Source organism: Leucobacter tardus (genome assembly GCF_017583045.1).
In the GTDB taxonomy this organism is placed as follows: Bacteria; Actinomycetota; Actinomycetes; order Actinomycetales; family Microbacteriaceae; genus Leucobacter; species Leucobacter tardus.
Genome location: NZ_JAGFBF010000005.1, coordinates 516,318 through 530,697 on the forward strand (window position 1 = coordinate 516,318; position 14,380 = coordinate 530,697).

Below are 14,380 nucleotides of genomic sequence, written 5' to 3' on the forward strand. Positions count from 1 at the left end.
GTGCTCAGACCTTCTGGACCGTGATCGACCACTCGGCCGGCCCACGCTTCACGAACTCCGTGACCGGGTATCCGTTCTCCGCCGCCCACTGCGGCAACGAGTCCGTGGCCTGGGTGCAATCGAAGTCGATGACGAGTTCATCGCCGACCGGGATCTCGGCGATGGCGCGCCTCGCCTCCACGAGCGGGAAGGGGCAGACCTGGCCGACGGTTTCGAGAACGTGCTTGGTCATGGTGCGAGTTCCTTTCGGGTCGTGCGGATGAACGTGCGGTTCAGTGCGCGGTAGAGCATGTGTTCAGTTCGCGGTTGAGCGGGTGTTCAGCGCGTGGCGGACGCGGGCGCCGGGCTCGCGGACGCCGGGCTGACGACGGGGCGTGCGCTGCCGCCCGCGCGCTGGTGGTTCATGATGAAGATGCGCGTGGCGACGCCGGTACCGAGGATCATGCAGACGAGCGCGGTCCAACCCTGGAAGCTGAACGTCGCGGTGTTCACCATGGCGTTGCCGATGGTGCACCCACCGGCCCAGGCGGCACCCCACCCCATGAGGGTTCCGCCGACGATTGACCGTACCGCGGTGCGAGCGTCGGGCACGCGGATCTTGAACTCGCCCGACGTCTTCGCGGCGATGAAGGAGCCGATGAGGAGCCCGAGGACGAGCATGACGCCCCAGTCCACGAGTTGCAGGTCGCCATTGCCCAGGAACACCCCGATGTTCGCCGAGGGCCCGGTGATGCCGAGCCCCGATTCCCGGCCGGTCGCCCACGAGAGTGGCCATGCCGCGATCGCGATGAGTCCGATGATGACCGCCGTGACGAAGGGGTGCCAGGCTTTCTCGGTCAGCACATGGGCGATGCCCGTCTTCGACGCCGGAAGCCGGACCTTGGTCACGCGCCGCTCCCGTGCGAGGTGTCGCATGACAGCGATGCCCACGCCGACGACGAGCAGGAGTACGAGGATCCAGGGGTTCACACCGAGCGTCTCGTGGAAGCTGCCGTTCGTCGCTTCGACGGACCGCACGGCTTCGGTGGTTCCCGCGAGTGGCCCGAAACGAAACGCGGCCGCCCCGGCGATGTAGAAGATGAGAGCGAGCCAGGATCCGACGAGTCCCTCGCCGGCGCGGTAGTAGGTGCCGGTGGCGCAGCCGCCCGCGAGGACGATGGCGAACCCGAAGATGAATCCGCCGAGGATCGTCCCGAGCCACGGGAAGGTTCCGCTTTGCAGGGAGATCGCGCCGAAGAGGTCGAGCGCGAAGACGCCGACCGACTGCACGGCGACCACCACCATGAACGCGGTGAGCCAGCGGGTGCTGCGCAGCGTGAAGATGTCGCGGAACGCGCCGGTGACGCAGAATCGTCCGCGCTGGAAGACGAAGCCGAGCACGGTTCCGAGGAGCAGGCCGGTGAGAATCATCACGCCAGGCAATCATCCGACGACACCGAACCTCAACCAATGTGACCCATTGTTACAGCGAATGAATCGAGTCCGGGTCGGGAAGGGGTGCGATCCGGGTCAGAACGGGTGGCGCGGGACTCCACCCGGCCCCCGCGCGCGCTCGGCGCCTCGGTCGGACCTATGAGGCTCGGCTGATTCCCCTGTCCACTTGAATCTCACGCGACTTGCGGGTCGATCCCGGTAGGTGCGTCCCGTCGGGCTGGTCCAGTCGAGGTCTCCCCCGGGGCGCTGCTCCACGCGCCACGGAGAGTGATGCTTCAGTGTGTGATGCCAGCGGCACAGGTGCGCGAGATTGTCGGTCGCGGTGGGTCCACCGAGTGCCGCGTCGATCGTATGGTCGAGGTCGCACGCCACGGCCGGGATGCGGCACCCCGGAAACCGGCAGTGCTGATCGCGTGCAGCCAGTCTGCGACGCATCCGCTCGGACGGGCGATACCGATCAACCTCGAGCACGTTCCCATTCGACTCGTCGATCGCCAGGATGTCCCAGTGCTCGGTGATCGCCGCGAACCAGTGCGCACTCTCGGTGTCGATCACCCCGTGCCCGGCGAGCATCGCGGCGTCCGCGTTCTCGAGTGAGCCGGCGGCGCTCCGCTCTCCGCGAGCGCGGAGCAACGTCGAAACGGGAACCGTGACTTGCACCTTGGCCCGGAACGGCGGTTCTGCGTTCGCAAGCGCGTGGCCGGGATCCGTGTGGGTGACGACGTCGACGAGCGCATCTGCGCGACGCTGGTCCATCGTGCGAGAGTCGGGGGCGTCGCTCGCGCCGGAACCTCCGTTCGCGCCGGCTTCCCCGTTTGCCTGACACTCGAGCGCGCACTGAGTGAGTCGGGCGTGCACGAGCTTCGCGTCGCGCGCCGAGAGCACGGCTTGCAGCAGTGCCATGCCGTCGGCGAGCGGAGCCACGGACACTCGACGCTCCTCAAGAGCTTCGCGATGGCGCTCATCGATGGTTCGATCGGCGAATCTCTCGGCGAGTTGCGCGACGAAGGGCCTCACCCGATTGACCGACTCGGACTCGGCGAACTCCAGCGCCTGAACCGCGTACCGTGCGCGCTTCACCTCATCGCGCACGATCACCCCCGCCTCGCAGATGGCGACCGCTCTGGCCCGATCGATACGTCCGTGCGCGAGTGCGTCGTGCACCCCATGGAAGTCACGCACGAGACTCACCGCCTGTGCAACGTGCCGTTCGACCGTGCGGTCACTCACCTGGATCGCGGCACCGAGTTCGGCGTTGGCGGCGCGATGCGCGATCGCACGCTCACTGCCGTTCGGCATCTTCGCGGCTTCCGCCTCAGCCAAGCGGCTCGCCCACTCGAAGAGCGCCGCCTCTTCGGCGTCGAGGCGATTCCGGGCGGCACGGACCGCTTGCAACTCTTCCACCAGCTGACCGAGCGCCGCCTGCGCCGTTTCGCACGAGAACGGGAGGTAGGACGCACTGCCGGGACGCGCTCGCGCCACGAGCTCGATCGTCTCGAGTGAATCGGTCATCGCGGTCGACGCATCGAGCGCACTCGGATCACCCGAACGTACAGACTTAGTCGATTCGTCACGCTCGATCTGCGCGCCGTGGCGAGCGACTCGAGGGGGCGAATCGAGGTGTTGCTGCATGCCTCAATGATCTCACATCTCGAATCTCTGTTCGAGTGATTTCGAGAAGTTCCACGCCTGTTACTTCACTTCTTCCGAGACGGCGCCACCGGAATCGGTATCCCCGCGATCGACGGCATCTTCCTCTAGATACTCGTTGCGCGGGGCTGGCCACGGCGGCGCCGCAGGCTTACGATACCCGCATGCGCCCCCTCAGGTACTCCATCAACGTGACGCTGGACGGGTGCGTCGACCACACCGCGATCGAGCCAAACACCGACATGCACGAGCACGCAGAGGCGACGATCGCTCGCGCCGACGCGTTGCTCTTCGGCCGGGTGACCTACCAGTTGATGGAGCGCGCGTGGCGCCCGCCCGCATCAGATACGATGCCCGGTTGGACGCAACCGTTCGCACGCACCATCGATCGCGCGCGGAAGCACGTGGTCTCGAACACGCTCGACGGTGTCGACTGGAACGCCAGCCTCATCTCGGGCGACGAGTCCCACATCATCAATGCGGTCCGCGCACTGAAAGCCGAACCGGGTAACGGCATCTACGTGGGCGGCGTCACCCTGCCGACGCTCCTCGCCGCTGCCGGTCTCATCGACGAGTTCGAGTTCATCGTCCACCCGCGCCTCGCCGGGCACGGGCCGACGCTGTTCGCGGGCCTGCCCGAGCCACTGGATCTCGAGCCCACCGACCGCACCGCGTTCACCTCGGGTGCGGTCGCGACCCGATACGTGCCGCGACGCTGAGGGCGCGAACGCGCCCTAGACGCTCGGCTCCCCCAGTGACAGCATGAGCCGGTTCGCCCAGTTGAAGAATGACCCGGCCTGGATCGCGTCGAGCTGAGACAGTTCATCGAGCCCGGCATCGCGCAGCGCGTCGAGGTGCGCCGCACCGAACCGGATCGGTGTCGCCGTCAGCGCGACGGTCGCGTCGATGACCGCGTCGAGTCGGGTCGAGACACGTGCCGAGACCCCCTCGTCGAGCACGCGTTGCACGTCGTCCCACGCAAGACCGTTCTCGCTTGCGGCGCGCGCGTGCACGGACGCGCAGAACACGCACCCGTTGAACCGCGACGCCGCGGCTGCGGCGAGCTCGCGCTCAGCGCGCGGCAGGCCCGCATCGGGGTTGTGGAAGATGTCGAGGTCGGTCAGCGTGCGCTCGCGCAGCGCCTCGGGATCCCGGGCCAGCAGACGGAAGTACGGCATGTGCACGCGGTCGCGCTCGACCAGTGCTGCGTAGTGCCGCTCCGTGAAATCCGCAGCGGGCAGGGGCTCGATCCACGACTTCCAGCCGAGTTGATCCTGCGTGAACCGCGGCGGCTCATGCACGCTCGGAGCGGCCGGCAGTGTTTCGGTGGCGTGCTCGGGAAGCGTCGTCACGGATCCGCCGGCGGCGGCGACCCGCGCTTCGGCGGCACGCGCGACTGAGCCGGCGAGCTCGGCCAGCGCCTCCGAGCGGCCCGGCTCCAGCGCCACTCCCGGCGCGACGACCGAGCCGCGTACGGCACCGAGGCCGTGCACGACGCGCAACTGGAACGTGAGGAACGAGATGAGCTGGGAAATGGTGACGACCCCGGTCGTGCTCCATCCGGCGTCGAGGAGCGTCCCCAGCGCTCCACGACTCCCGTCACGGGGATGCAGGACCAGGAGGTGCGCGTGCTCGAGCGCAGCCGCGAGCCGGTCGCCGAGCGCGTACGCGGCGTCGACCGACGACACGCGGTACTCCGGCCCCGTCGTACTCTCCGACACGTTCTCGGCACGGAACGCGCCGAACGGCCCCTGACCCGAGGCGCGCGCCGCTTCAGCGACGATGAACGGCTCGAGCGCCTCGCCGGCGCCCGCTCCGAGATCGCGTCCGGTCTCGCGCAGCAGCGCCCCGTAGAAGGCGATCGCCGCCTCCTGCTCGTGCAAGCGCGCGACGAAGAGCGCGACGGCAGCGCGCTCGGCGAGCGAGACCTGAGTGACATCGTCGGGCACGAAGAATGCGGCAAACGATCCCTGAGCGTGCTCACGAGCATCATGACGGCGTCGACGTGCCGCATCGAGCGCATCACCCCCGCTGATATCGGCCAGGGCGTCGATGATGTCGGCGGTCGTGGTGCCGGCCGGTGCGGCGTCCGTGCTGGTCATGTCGTACTCCTTGTCGGTGAACGGTTCGTGCGGAGGCTCGAGCGCTCAGATGATCCAGTTTCCCGAGGCCAGTGAGCGTCCGGGGATGGCGTCGATGAGTCGCTGCGTGTACGGGTGCGCGGCCGCGGTGAAGACCTGCTCGGTCACGCCGTGCTCGACCTGCTGGCCGCGCTGCAGCACGGACACGGTGTCGGAGATCTGGCGCACCACCGCGAGATCGTGCGAGATGAACACGTAGGTGAGTCCGAGCTCGGACTGCAGGTCGGCGAGCAGGCGGAGGATCTGCGCCTGCACCGTCACATCGAGCGCCGAGACGGCCTCATCGAGGACGACGAGCTCGGGCTCGATGATCAGCGCACGAGCGATCGCGATGCGCTGGCGCTGCCCGCCGGACAGCTCGCGCGGACGCCGGTGCGCGTAGTCGACCGGCAGGGCCACGCGATCGAGCACCTCGGCGACGCGCGACGAACGCTCGCTCCGCGACCCGATGCCGAAGTTGCGGAGCGGCTCGGCGAGCGCCTGACCCAAGGTCTGGCGCGGGTCGAGCGAACCGTACGGGTTCTGATAGACCATCTGCGTCTGCCCTCGGAACTCGCGGAGCTGACGACCGCGCAGACCGGTCACCTCGAGGTCATCGACCCGGATCGATCCCGCTGTCGGACGGGCGAAACCGGCGATCGCGCGTCCGGTCGTCGTCTTGCCCGATCCCGACTCCCCGACGATCGCGTGCGTCGTTCCGCGCGGCACCACGAACGAGACGTCGTCGACCGCCACGAACGGATCGGAGCCGCGACCGAACTCCTGACGCAGGCCACGGACCTCGAGCAGCGGCGCGGAACCCGGGAGCGCAGGAGCAGACGCGGCGGGAGACTCGGGCGTCCGGCTCGACGCGCGGTCTCGCACCGTCGTCTGCGCGAACGACGGCGCGTCCTGCATGAGCTGCCGGGTGTAGGTCGACTCGGGGCGCGCCAGCACCCGGGCGCTCGGCCCGCTCTCCTGCACCTCGCCGTCGCGCATGACCACGACCGAGTCGGCACGGTCGGCGGCGACCGCGAGGTCGTGGGTGATGAAGAGGATGCTGGTGCCCGTCTCCTCCCGCAGACGGTCGAGCAGGTCGAGCACGGTGCGCTGCACCGTTACATCGAGCGCCGACGTGGGCTCGTCGGCGATGATGAGCTCGGGACTGTTCGCGATGGCCGCCGCGATGAGCACGCGCTGGCGCATGCCGCCCGAGAACTCATGAGGGTACTGCTTCGCTCGCGTGATCGGATTGTCGATGCCGACCTGCTCGAGCAGCGCATGCACCCGATCGCGCACCTCGTCGCGGCTCGGACGACCGTGGATGCGCAGGGACTCGCTGATCGACTTGCCGACCGACTGGACGGGGTTCAGCGAGTTGCCCGGATCCTGAGGAATCAGGCCGATGCAGAGTCCCCGGAGATCGCGCCAGCGACGCTCGGGCAGTCCGACGAGCTCGGTGGTGCCAAGGCGTCGCTCGTTGAGGGTGATGCTTCCCCGGGGGATGACGCCGTTCGCGGCGAGCAGGCCGATCGCGGACTGCGCGATCGTGGTCTTGCCCGATCCCGATTCACCGACGACCGCCGTCACTTCACCCGGTGCGACGTCGAAGCTCACCCCGCGCACGGCGTCGACGAGGCCGCGCCCCGTGCGGTACTGGACCGCGAGGTCGCGGATGCTGAGGAGCGGCGTGGATGCTCCGGTGGTGCCGGCGTTCATCGCGTGCCTCCGTTGCGGGTGTCCGATCCGATGGCCTGGCTCAGGCGGTTCGTGGAGAGCACGATGCACACCACGACCAGGCCGGGGAGCGTCGTCAGCCACCACGCGGTCGCGACGTAATTGCGCCCCTCGGCGATGAGCAGCCCCCACTCGGGCGTGGGCGGCGGGGCACCGTAGCCGAGGAATCCGAGGGTCGAGATCTGCAGGATCGCGGATCCGAGCTGCAGCGCCGCGAGGGCGATCACCGGTGTGAGCGAGTTCGGCAGCACGTGACGGCCGAGCACGGACCAGAACGTCCCGCCCGACCCGTACGCCGCCTCGACGTACTCACTGGCGCGCACGCTCACGACCTGGGATCGCGAGAGACGCGCGAAGACCGCGACCGAGGTCACTCCGACGGCGATCGCCGCGTTGGCGGTGCCGAAGCCGAGCAGAATCACGATGCTCAGGGAGAGCAGCAGCGTCGGGATCGCGAGCAGCACGTCGACGAACCGCATGAGTGCCTCGTCGATACCGCCGCCGACCGCTCCGGCGATCACGCCGATGAGCGAACCGAACACCAGGCCGACGAGCACGGCGAGCAGCGCAGCCGAGATCGACTCGGATGCCCCGTAGACCACGCGAGCGTACAGATCGCGACCCGTCGCGTCGGTGCCGAACCAGAACTGTCCGCTCGGACCCTGCAGTGCGGGACCGACGGTCTCGGTCGGGCTCATCGAGGTGAAGAGGCCCGGGGCGACCGCCCAGAGCAGCGCCACGACGAGGATCAGCAGCGGCACGAGCACGCCGGACCGCCGCACCGCGCGCCAGATGCGCAGCAGACGCGATTCGCCACGGTCACCCGCGTCGCGCGGCTCTCGGGTGAGATCGACGGCGGTCATCGGGGGTCCTCCTCGGGACTCGTCCGGTGGTCCGCACCGTCGGCGGAAGCGTGCTCGGTCAGCGACGTCGCCTCCGCCGCGGTGGCGATGACGGGGACCGCGGATCCGGATCCCCTGCCGCCGCGCTGACGCAGGCGGGCGTCGAGCACCGGGTACAGCAGGTCGACGATGAGGTTGATGGTCACGAACATGACCGTCGCGATGACGACCACCGCGAGCAGGACCGGCGTATCGCGGTTCGCGACCGCTTGGGCGGTGAGGTTGCCGACGCCCGTGCGACCGAACACGGCCTCGGTGACGATCGCGCCGCCGATCAGTTCGCCAAAGAGCAGGCCGGCCATCGTCATCACCGGCAGCAGCGCGTTCGGCGCGACGTTGCGCCAGAGCAACCAGCTGGTGCTCGCTCCCCTGGCTCGGGCGACCGCGACGAACGGTTGCTCGCGCACCTCGTCGATGCTGCGCAGGAAGACCTGCGCGAGCGGCGCCGCGATCGGCACCATGAGCGTGAGCGCCGGGAGAACCAGCGACTCGGCCTCACTCGCACCGATGACGGGGATCAACCCGAGCTGGAACGAGATGACCTGGATGAGCATGATGCCGACCCAGAACACCGGGAGCGAGATGAAGAACGGCGGGATGTTGCGGAACAGTCGGCGCAGCCACACGCCCTTGCCGTAGCTCGCGGTGAAGGCGATCACGACGGCGAGGAACACCGAGCCGACCAGTGCCACCGCCGCCAGCGTGAGGCTCGAGGGCAGCGACTCGGCGAGCAGATCGGAGACCTTCGCACCGCTCTGCACGGAGTAGCCGAAATCCCCGCGCACGAACGCCCAGATCGAGTCGAGATACCGGAGCACGAGCGGGCGGTCGACCCCGTACGACGCACGGATCTCGGCGATCTGCTCGTTCGTGAGCCCCAGTTCGGGCGCCCCGTACCGCGCCAAGATCGCGTCGCCGGGCAGCGCCGCGAGCAGGATGTACGCAGCCGTGTAGGCCAGGAACAGTACGAGGACTGCCTGGCCCACACGTCGCAACAAGGCGAGTGGACTCACTGCGCGAGGGTGACTTCGTAGAACGACGGACGACCGATCGACTCGGTCATGAAGCCCTGCACCTCGCTGCGCAGTCCGAACACCTGGGGCTCCTCGAAGAGCGGAAGCACGTACGCCTGATCCGTGAGACGCTGCTGCGCCGCGGCGGATGCCGCTTCGCGCTCCTCGGTCGTCGGCACCGAGGCGATCTCGGCGAGCTGGTCGTCGAGTTCCTGATCGAAGATCTCATCGGTGTCGGGGTTCAGATTGACGAGCGCGTTGCGGTTGCCCGAGAAGTACTGCGACTTGAGCACGTCGAAGTCGGCGCGACCGACCATGGAGTGGAACACCTGGATCGTGTCGAGACTGCGCTGCGCTTCATCCTGGGCCACCTGGTCGCCCGGGAAGATCTCCACGCCGATGCCGACCTCGGCCAGCTGCTCCTGGATGAGCGTCACGACCTCCTTCGAGCGGGGCTGCGGCAGCGCCTCGTTGAAGGTGAGGACGAGACGTTCGCCGTCCTTCTCTCGGATGCCGTCCGATCCCGTCTCCCAACCGGCATCATCGAGCAGTTCGTTGGCACGGTCGGGATCGTACGCGTACGCCGACGAGGTGTCGGTGTACCCGAGAGCGGTCTTCGCGAGGACGCCCGTCGCGAGCGGGTAGCTGTCGGTGAACAGCGTGTCGATGATCTCCTGCCGGTCGACGCCGGCAATGATCGCCTGACGCACCTTGATGTCCTGCAGTAGCGGGTGGCCGAAGCGGAGGTTCAGGCCGTTGTTCACACCGTTGGTCGCCGCGGCGACGAGCTCGAGGCCGTCGGCGTCGAATTGCCCTTCATCCGGGGCGGGGATCGTCCGCGCGATGTCGGCCTGACCCGAGGTCACGGTGCCGACGCGCACGCTCGCCTCACCCGCGACGATGAAGTCGACGCCGTCGATCTGGGCCGCGCCCTGGTGCTCGCGCGTCGGCGGCGCCCAGTCGTAGTCCTCGCGCGTGGTGAGGTTGAGCTCGCTGCCGATCTCCTCATCGGCGACCACGAACGGTCCCGATCCGATGATCTCCGCGGCGTTGCCCGGGCCGAACTCCTCGCTCGTGCGGTCGAGGGTGTCGTTCGAGACGAGGCCGGAGTTGATCGTCGAGACCGCCTGCGCGAAGCCCGGAGACGAGTCGTTGAAGGTGAACTTCACGGTGCGCTCGTCGATGACCTCGCCGCGGTCGTAGTTGTTGATCGCCTCCGACACCGGCAGCGCGCGATCGGGATCGCCCTTACCGAACAGGTCGAAGTTCTTCACGACGTTCTCCGCGTCGAGCGGCGTCCCGTCGGAGTAGGTGACGCCCTCGCGCAGCGTGAAGGTGTACTCCGTCGCGTCCTCGTTCACCTCGGGCAGCTCCTCGGCGATCCAGGGCTCGAGCTCGAGGGTCTCCGGGTTCTGGTAGAGCAGCCGGTCCGTGATCTGGTTGATCACGCCGCCGTTGGGGTAGAACCCGCCGGCCGGCGGGTACAGCGTGATCCAGGTCTGCGGCTCGAGGTAGGTCAGGGTACCGTCCTCGCCGTCACCCTCCGAGCCGCCGCCCCCCGAGCACCCGGTGAGCGCGATCGCTGTCGCCGCAATGGCACCGATCCAGGCAAGCCGGCGTTTCTTCATGGGGTTCTCCTCGGTAGGCGCTGCGTGCGTTCCAGATGCACTCAGGATATTCTTATACCTCGCATAAGGCTTTGTGAAATCCTGTGCGTCATACGGCTTCACACCCGCCCATCCTCACCGGGAGCGTCACATTCAGTCTTCAGACTTCACCCCTGCCTCCTCTTCGGCCTATAACGGAGAGATGCTCGCTGCACCTCGACCCGCGATCGCGCTGATCGGCGCCGGACCTCGCGGCGCGTCACTCATCGAGCGGATCGGTGCCAACGCCCCGGCGGACGCGACATTCGATCTCCACGTGGTCGACGACGCCCCGGACGGCGCGGGTGCGATCTGGCGCACCGACCAGACGCGCGAACTCTGCATGAACACGCTCTCCGATGCCGTGACGCTCTTCACGGAACCGTCGAGCACGGTGACGGGCCCGGTCGTGGAGGGCCCCACGCTGTACGAGTGGAGCCTGCTCGCGCTGCACGACGCCTTCCCCTCCCCCGCGTCGGCCGCTGTCGTCGCGGAGATTCCCGAGGTGCGGGCGCACGCGTTCCACGCCTTCCCGGTGCGCGCCGGTCTCGCCGCCGACTACCGCACCGAGCTCGAGACCACGCGCCCGGAATCGCACCCGAGTCGCGCACTCTACGGCGAATACCTCGCGTGGTGCTACGACCGGGCGGTGTCGCACCTGCCCGCGGGCGTGCACCTCGTCCGGCACCGGACGCGCGCGGTCGGCATCGAGCGGACGAACGCCCGGTCCGACCGGACGCGCGAACGGATCGCCCTCGCCGACGGGCGTCACGTCGACGTCGACACCGTGATCCTCGCCACCGGCTGGATGCCCCGCACCGAGACACCGATCGAGGCGGTCTTCTCGCGGACGATCGTCGACCGTCCCGAGCTCACCTGGGTGCGGCCCGCAAGTCCCGTGGACCAGGATCTCTCCGGGGTAGGAGCGGGTGAGCACGTCATCATCCGCGGCCTCGGCATGGGGTTCTTCGACACGATGTCGCTGCTCACGATCGAGCGGGGCGGCCGGTTCGTTCCGGATCCGGACGCCGCCTCCGGCCTGCGCTACATCGCCTCGGGCGCCGAGCCGGTGCTCCACGCGACATCGCACCGCGGCGTGCCGTTCCGCGCCAAGACGCTGTACGGCTCACTCCCACCCGCGCCCGAGCAGCGCTTCCTGCGCGGCGAGGACTGGGCGGCACGCCGGCGTCCGATCGACTTCAACCGCGAGGTCTGGCCGCGGATCGTGGCCGATGCGTACCTCGACCACGCCACCGTGCTGCACCGCACCCGACCCGAGGCGTTCGACGGCGTAGCCCTCGACGAGGTGCGCACCGCGATCGAGCAGGCGCTCGCCGAGCTGCTGGGAACTGAGGACGCTGGCGAGCGCCTCCGCGCGGGCAACGACCTCGCGGCCACCGCGATGCGCATCGAGGACGCCGTCGCGGTGTATCTCGCGGATCCCGCCGATCGTTTCGGTTTGCCGGGCGAGATGCAGCCCGTGCACGAGGAATTCGACTCGCCCGCCGCATTCGACGCCTGGGTCGCGGCGCGCACCGCCGCCGACCTGCGTGAGGCCGAACTCGGCTGGGACAGCGCCGTGAAAGCCGGCCTCTGGTCGATCAGCGCGGCACGCGGCGCCGCCGGGGCCATCGGCGCGAACGGCGGGTTCGACGCCGAGTCGCGGCGCACCGGGTTCGCCACGCTCATGTCGGTGGGCGGCATGGCCGGATCGGGCCCGCCCGCGTTCCGCAATCGGCAGCTGCTCGCGCTCGTCGACGCCGGACTCGTGCACTTCATCGGACCGCGCGCGCAGGTCGAGGTCGACGAGTCCGGCTTCCGCGCGGAGTCGCTCGCGGTTTCGGGTTCGGCGCTGCACACTCGCGTGCTCATCGACGCGTGGATGCACTTCCACGACCTGTCGGAGACGGCCGACTCGCTCGCCGCTGGCCTGCTCGCGTCGGGCCGGGCTCGGGTCTTCACTGTGGCGATGCGCGAGAGCGATGCCGTGATCCCGACCGGCGGCTTCGCCATCGACCCGGAGACGGGTCTACTCATCGGGGCGGACGGCGATCGGGACGCGGCGATCCACGTCGCCGGGATCCCGATCGACGAGCAACTGCACGGCATGATCATCAGCCCGATGCCCGGCACCGACCCGCCGATGCTCCGCGAGACCGATCGCGTCGCGCGGAGTGCGCTGCGCATCGCCGCGGCCGCACACGAGGATGCCGGTGCGCCGGCTCCGAACGATCTCGAAGGAGCCCTCCATGCCTGACGCCCGACCCGTCGCACTCGTGACCGGAGCCTCCAGCGGTATGGGCCGCGAGATCGCGCGCGACCTCGCGCGCACGCACCGCGTGATCGCCCTGGGTCGGAACGCGGAGCGTCTCGACGCTGTCGCGCAGGAGACCGGCGCGGAGACCTGGCAGCTCGACGTGAGCACCGACGAGGCCGAGATCGGCACGCGCATCGGGGCCCTGCATCGGCTCGACGTGCTGGTGCACGCCGCGGCGGTCGCACCGAAGCGCTCCGTCGCCGAGGCGAGTGCGGACGACTGGAACCGCACCCTCGCCGTGAACGTCACGGCACCCTCGGTGCTGACCCGGCACGCACTGCCCCTCCTCCGCGCCTCCGTTGGGACCGTCGTCTTCATCGGTTCGGGTGCGGGAACGCGACCCGTGCCGGGAAGCGTCGTCTACGCCGCCTCGAAGCACGCGCTGAGAGCCGTCGCCGACGTGCTGCGCATCGACGAGGAGCCGCACCGCGTGCGCGTGGCGACCGTCGCACCGGGCCAGACCGACACCGACATGCTCCGCAGCATGATTCCCGAGGATCAGTACCAGCCGGAGCGCTACATCCAGCCCGCGTCGGTGGCGGCGACCGTCCGCTTCGTGATCGACGCCCCTGCCGACGTGCACCTCACCGATGTCGCCGTGCGGCCGCGGCAGGAGATCGCTCGAATCTGATGGCGATCCTCATCGACCCGCCCGCGTGGCCCGCGCACGGCACGCTCTGGAGCCACCTCGTCTCCGACCGCGACTACGCCGAACTGCACGCGTTCGCCGCGCGTCTCGCGGTGCCCCGCCGCAGCTTCGACCTCGACCACTACGACGTTCCCGCTGCGCGCTACGACGATGCGATCGCGCTCGGCGCTCAGGCGGTCACCGCGAAAGAGGTCGTGCATCGGCTGCGCGACTCGGGTCTGCGGGTGCGCCAAGTCGATAAGCCAAAGCTCGCACCCGTGCGGCGCCGCGCGTACCTGCGCGACGCGTGGGCCGATCTCGGCGCGGACCTCGGACTCGCGAGTGCGGCGTGGATCGCGCTCGGGGATGACCTCATCGAGCGCTGGAACGAGGTGCATCGCGCCTATCACGACGAGCGGCACCTCGAAGACGTGCTGCTCGCGCTCAACCACCTCGGCGTGCGCGGGGAACGGATCTCCCCGATCACGCTGCTCGCGGCCTGGTTCCACGACGCCGTCTACCGGGGCACCGCCGCCGATGAGCAGGAGTCGGCAGCATTCGCGACCCGGGCACTCACCGCGGTCGCCGCGCCGGCAGACCTCGTCACCGCGGTGGCAGAGCACATCGTCGCCACGACACCGGGTCACGAGGTGACGGCACCCGTTCCGTCCCTCATCCATCTGCTCGACGCCGACCTGTCGATCTTCGCCGCCTCGTCGGAGCGCTATGTGGCATACACGACGGCGGTGCGGCAGGAGTACGCGCACGTCGCCGACGCCGCCTTCGCGAGTGGACGCCGGGCCATCCTGACCCAGTATCTCGCCGAGCCGAACATCTACCGGAGCCCCGCTGCGCAGCAGCTGTGGGAGGCGCGGGCGCGGGTCAACCTGCGCACTGAGGTCGAGGAACTCGCACGCACCCTCTGATCACGAT

12 protein-coding genes are annotated in these 14,380 nt (G+C 69.1%); 4 read left to right on the forward strand and 8 right to left on the reverse strand.

The features are described 5' to 3' along the window. Positions 1–4: 4 nt before the first annotated feature. From J4H85_RS09425 to J4H85_RS09435, 3 genes are all read right to left on the reverse strand, one after another. On the reverse strand, positions 5–232 hold the full coding sequence (locus J4H85_RS09425) for a sulfurtransferase TusA family protein (protein WP_208239029.1): 228 nt from the start codon (positions 230–232) through the stop codon (positions 5–7). Positions 233–318: 86 nt separating this feature from the next. After that, positions 319–1,410 carry a YeeE/YedE family protein gene (locus tag J4H85_RS09430; protein WP_208240385.1) on the reverse strand — a complete coding sequence of 364 codons (1,092 nt, stop codon included), beginning with the start codon at positions 1,408–1,410 and terminating at the stop codon, positions 319–321. Between the two features lie 99 nt (positions 1,411–1,509). Next, the gene (locus J4H85_RS09435) at positions 1,510–2,946 is read right to left on the reverse strand and encodes an HNH endonuclease signature motif containing protein (protein WP_208239030.1); all 1,437 of its coding nucleotides are present in this window, start codon (positions 2,944–2,946) and stop codon (positions 1,510–1,512) included. Between the two features lie 302 nt (positions 2,947–3,248). Here J4H85_RS09435 and J4H85_RS09440 point away from each other — a divergent pair, with 302 nt between their 5' ends. Next, on the forward strand, positions 3,249–3,803 hold the full coding sequence (locus J4H85_RS09440) for a dihydrofolate reductase family protein (protein ID WP_208239031.1): 555 nt from the start codon (positions 3,249–3,251) through the stop codon (positions 3,801–3,803). Positions 3,804–3,818: 15 nt separating this feature from the next. Here J4H85_RS09440 and J4H85_RS09445 read toward each other — a convergent pair whose 3' ends face one another. Genes J4H85_RS09445 through J4H85_RS09465 form a run of 5 tightly spaced genes read right to left on the reverse strand, consistent with a single transcriptional unit; the run spans position 3,819 to position 10,484 of the window. Continuing rightward, positions 3,819–5,186, reverse strand: coding sequence for an alkylhydroperoxidase domain protein (locus tag J4H85_RS09445; protein ID WP_208239032.1), 1,368 nt, complete (start codon positions 5,184–5,186; stop codon positions 3,819–3,821). 45 nt (positions 5,187–5,231) lie between these two features. Beyond that, positions 5,232–6,923 carry a dipeptide ABC transporter ATP-binding protein gene (locus tag J4H85_RS09450; RefSeq protein WP_208239033.1) on the reverse strand — a complete coding sequence of 564 codons (1,692 nt, stop codon included), beginning with the start codon at positions 6,921–6,923 and terminating at the stop codon, positions 5,232–5,234. Beyond that, positions 6,920–7,804, reverse strand: a complete 885-nt coding sequence (locus J4H85_RS09455; RefSeq protein WP_208239034.1) for an ABC transporter permease — start codon at positions 7,802–7,804, stop codon at positions 6,920–6,922. The genes J4H85_RS09450 and J4H85_RS09455 overlap by 4 nt, the downstream gene beginning before the upstream one ends. Next, positions 7,801–8,856 (reverse strand): ABC transporter permease, encoded by a 1,056-nt coding sequence (locus J4H85_RS09460; RefSeq protein WP_208239036.1) that lies wholly within the window; start codon positions 8,854–8,856, stop codon positions 7,801–7,803. Before J4H85_RS09460 ends, J4H85_RS09455 begins: the two co-directional genes overlap by 4 nt. Further along, a complete protein-coding gene (locus J4H85_RS09465) occupies positions 8,853–10,484 on the reverse strand; it encodes a TIGR04028 family ABC transporter substrate-binding protein (RefSeq protein WP_208239037.1) in 1,632 nt (543 codons plus the stop codon). The genes J4H85_RS09460 and J4H85_RS09465 overlap by 4 nt, the downstream gene beginning before the upstream one ends. Before the next feature lie 181 nt (positions 10,485–10,665). On the opposite strand from J4H85_RS09465, the gene J4H85_RS09470 reads away from it, so the two are divergent. From J4H85_RS09470 to J4H85_RS09480, 3 genes are read left to right on the forward strand one after another with little or no spacing between them, the layout of a single operon-like run. Then, positions 10,666–12,759, forward strand: a complete 2,094-nt coding sequence (locus tag J4H85_RS09470) for an FAD/NAD(P)-binding protein (protein WP_208239040.1) — start codon at positions 10,666–10,668, stop codon at positions 12,757–12,759. After that, positions 12,752–13,450, forward strand: coding sequence for an SDR family oxidoreductase (locus J4H85_RS09475; RefSeq protein WP_208239042.1), 699 nt, complete (start codon positions 12,752–12,754; stop codon positions 13,448–13,450). The genes J4H85_RS09470 and J4H85_RS09475 overlap by 8 nt, the downstream gene beginning before the upstream one ends. Beyond that, positions 13,450–14,373, forward strand: a complete 924-nt coding sequence (locus J4H85_RS09480; protein ID WP_208239044.1) for a DUF4031 domain-containing protein — start codon at positions 13,450–13,452, stop codon at positions 14,371–14,373. Before J4H85_RS09475 ends, J4H85_RS09480 begins: the two co-directional genes overlap by 1 nt. Positions 14,374–14,380: the final 7 nt, after the last annotated feature.

Excerpts from the sequence above, each read along its gene's own strand:
- J4H85_RS09425 (WP_208239029.1), bottom strand. The coding sequence starts at position 232 with ATGACCAAGCACGTTCTCGAAACCGTCGGCCAGGTCTGCCCCTTCCCG.
- J4H85_RS09430 (WP_208240385.1), bottom strand. The coding sequence starts at position 1,410 with ATGATTCTCACCGGCCTGCTCCTCGGAACCGTGCTCGGCTTCGTCTTC.
- J4H85_RS09435 (WP_208239030.1), bottom strand. The coding sequence starts at position 2,946 with ATGACCGATTCACTCGAGACGATCGAGCTCGTGGCGCGAGCGCGTCCC.
- J4H85_RS09440 (WP_208239031.1), top strand. The coding sequence starts at position 3,249 with ATGCGCCCCCTCAGGTACTCCATCAACGTGACGCTGGACGGGTGCGTC.
- J4H85_RS09445 (WP_208239032.1), bottom strand. The coding sequence starts at position 5,186 with ATGACCAGCACGGACGCCGCACCGGCCGGCACCACGACCGCCGACATC.
- J4H85_RS09450 (WP_208239033.1), bottom strand. The coding sequence starts at position 6,923 with ATGAACGCCGGCACCACCGGAGCATCCACGCCGCTCCTCAGCATCCGC.
- J4H85_RS09455 (WP_208239034.1), bottom strand. The coding sequence starts at position 7,804 with ATGACCGCCGTCGATCTCACCCGAGAGCCGCGCGACGCGGGTGACCGT.
- J4H85_RS09465 (WP_208239037.1), bottom strand. The coding sequence starts at position 10,484 with ATGAAGAAACGCCGGCTTGCCTGGATCGGTGCCATTGCGGCGACAGCG.
- J4H85_RS09470 (WP_208239040.1), top strand. The coding sequence starts at position 10,666 with ATGCTCGCTGCACCTCGACCCGCGATCGCGCTGATCGGCGCCGGACCT.
- J4H85_RS09475 (WP_208239042.1), top strand. The coding sequence starts at position 12,752 with ATGCCTGACGCCCGACCCGTCGCACTCGTGACCGGAGCCTCCAGCGGT.
- J4H85_RS09480 (WP_208239044.1), top strand. The coding sequence starts at position 13,450 with ATGGCGATCCTCATCGACCCGCCCGCGTGGCCCGCGCACGGCACGCTC.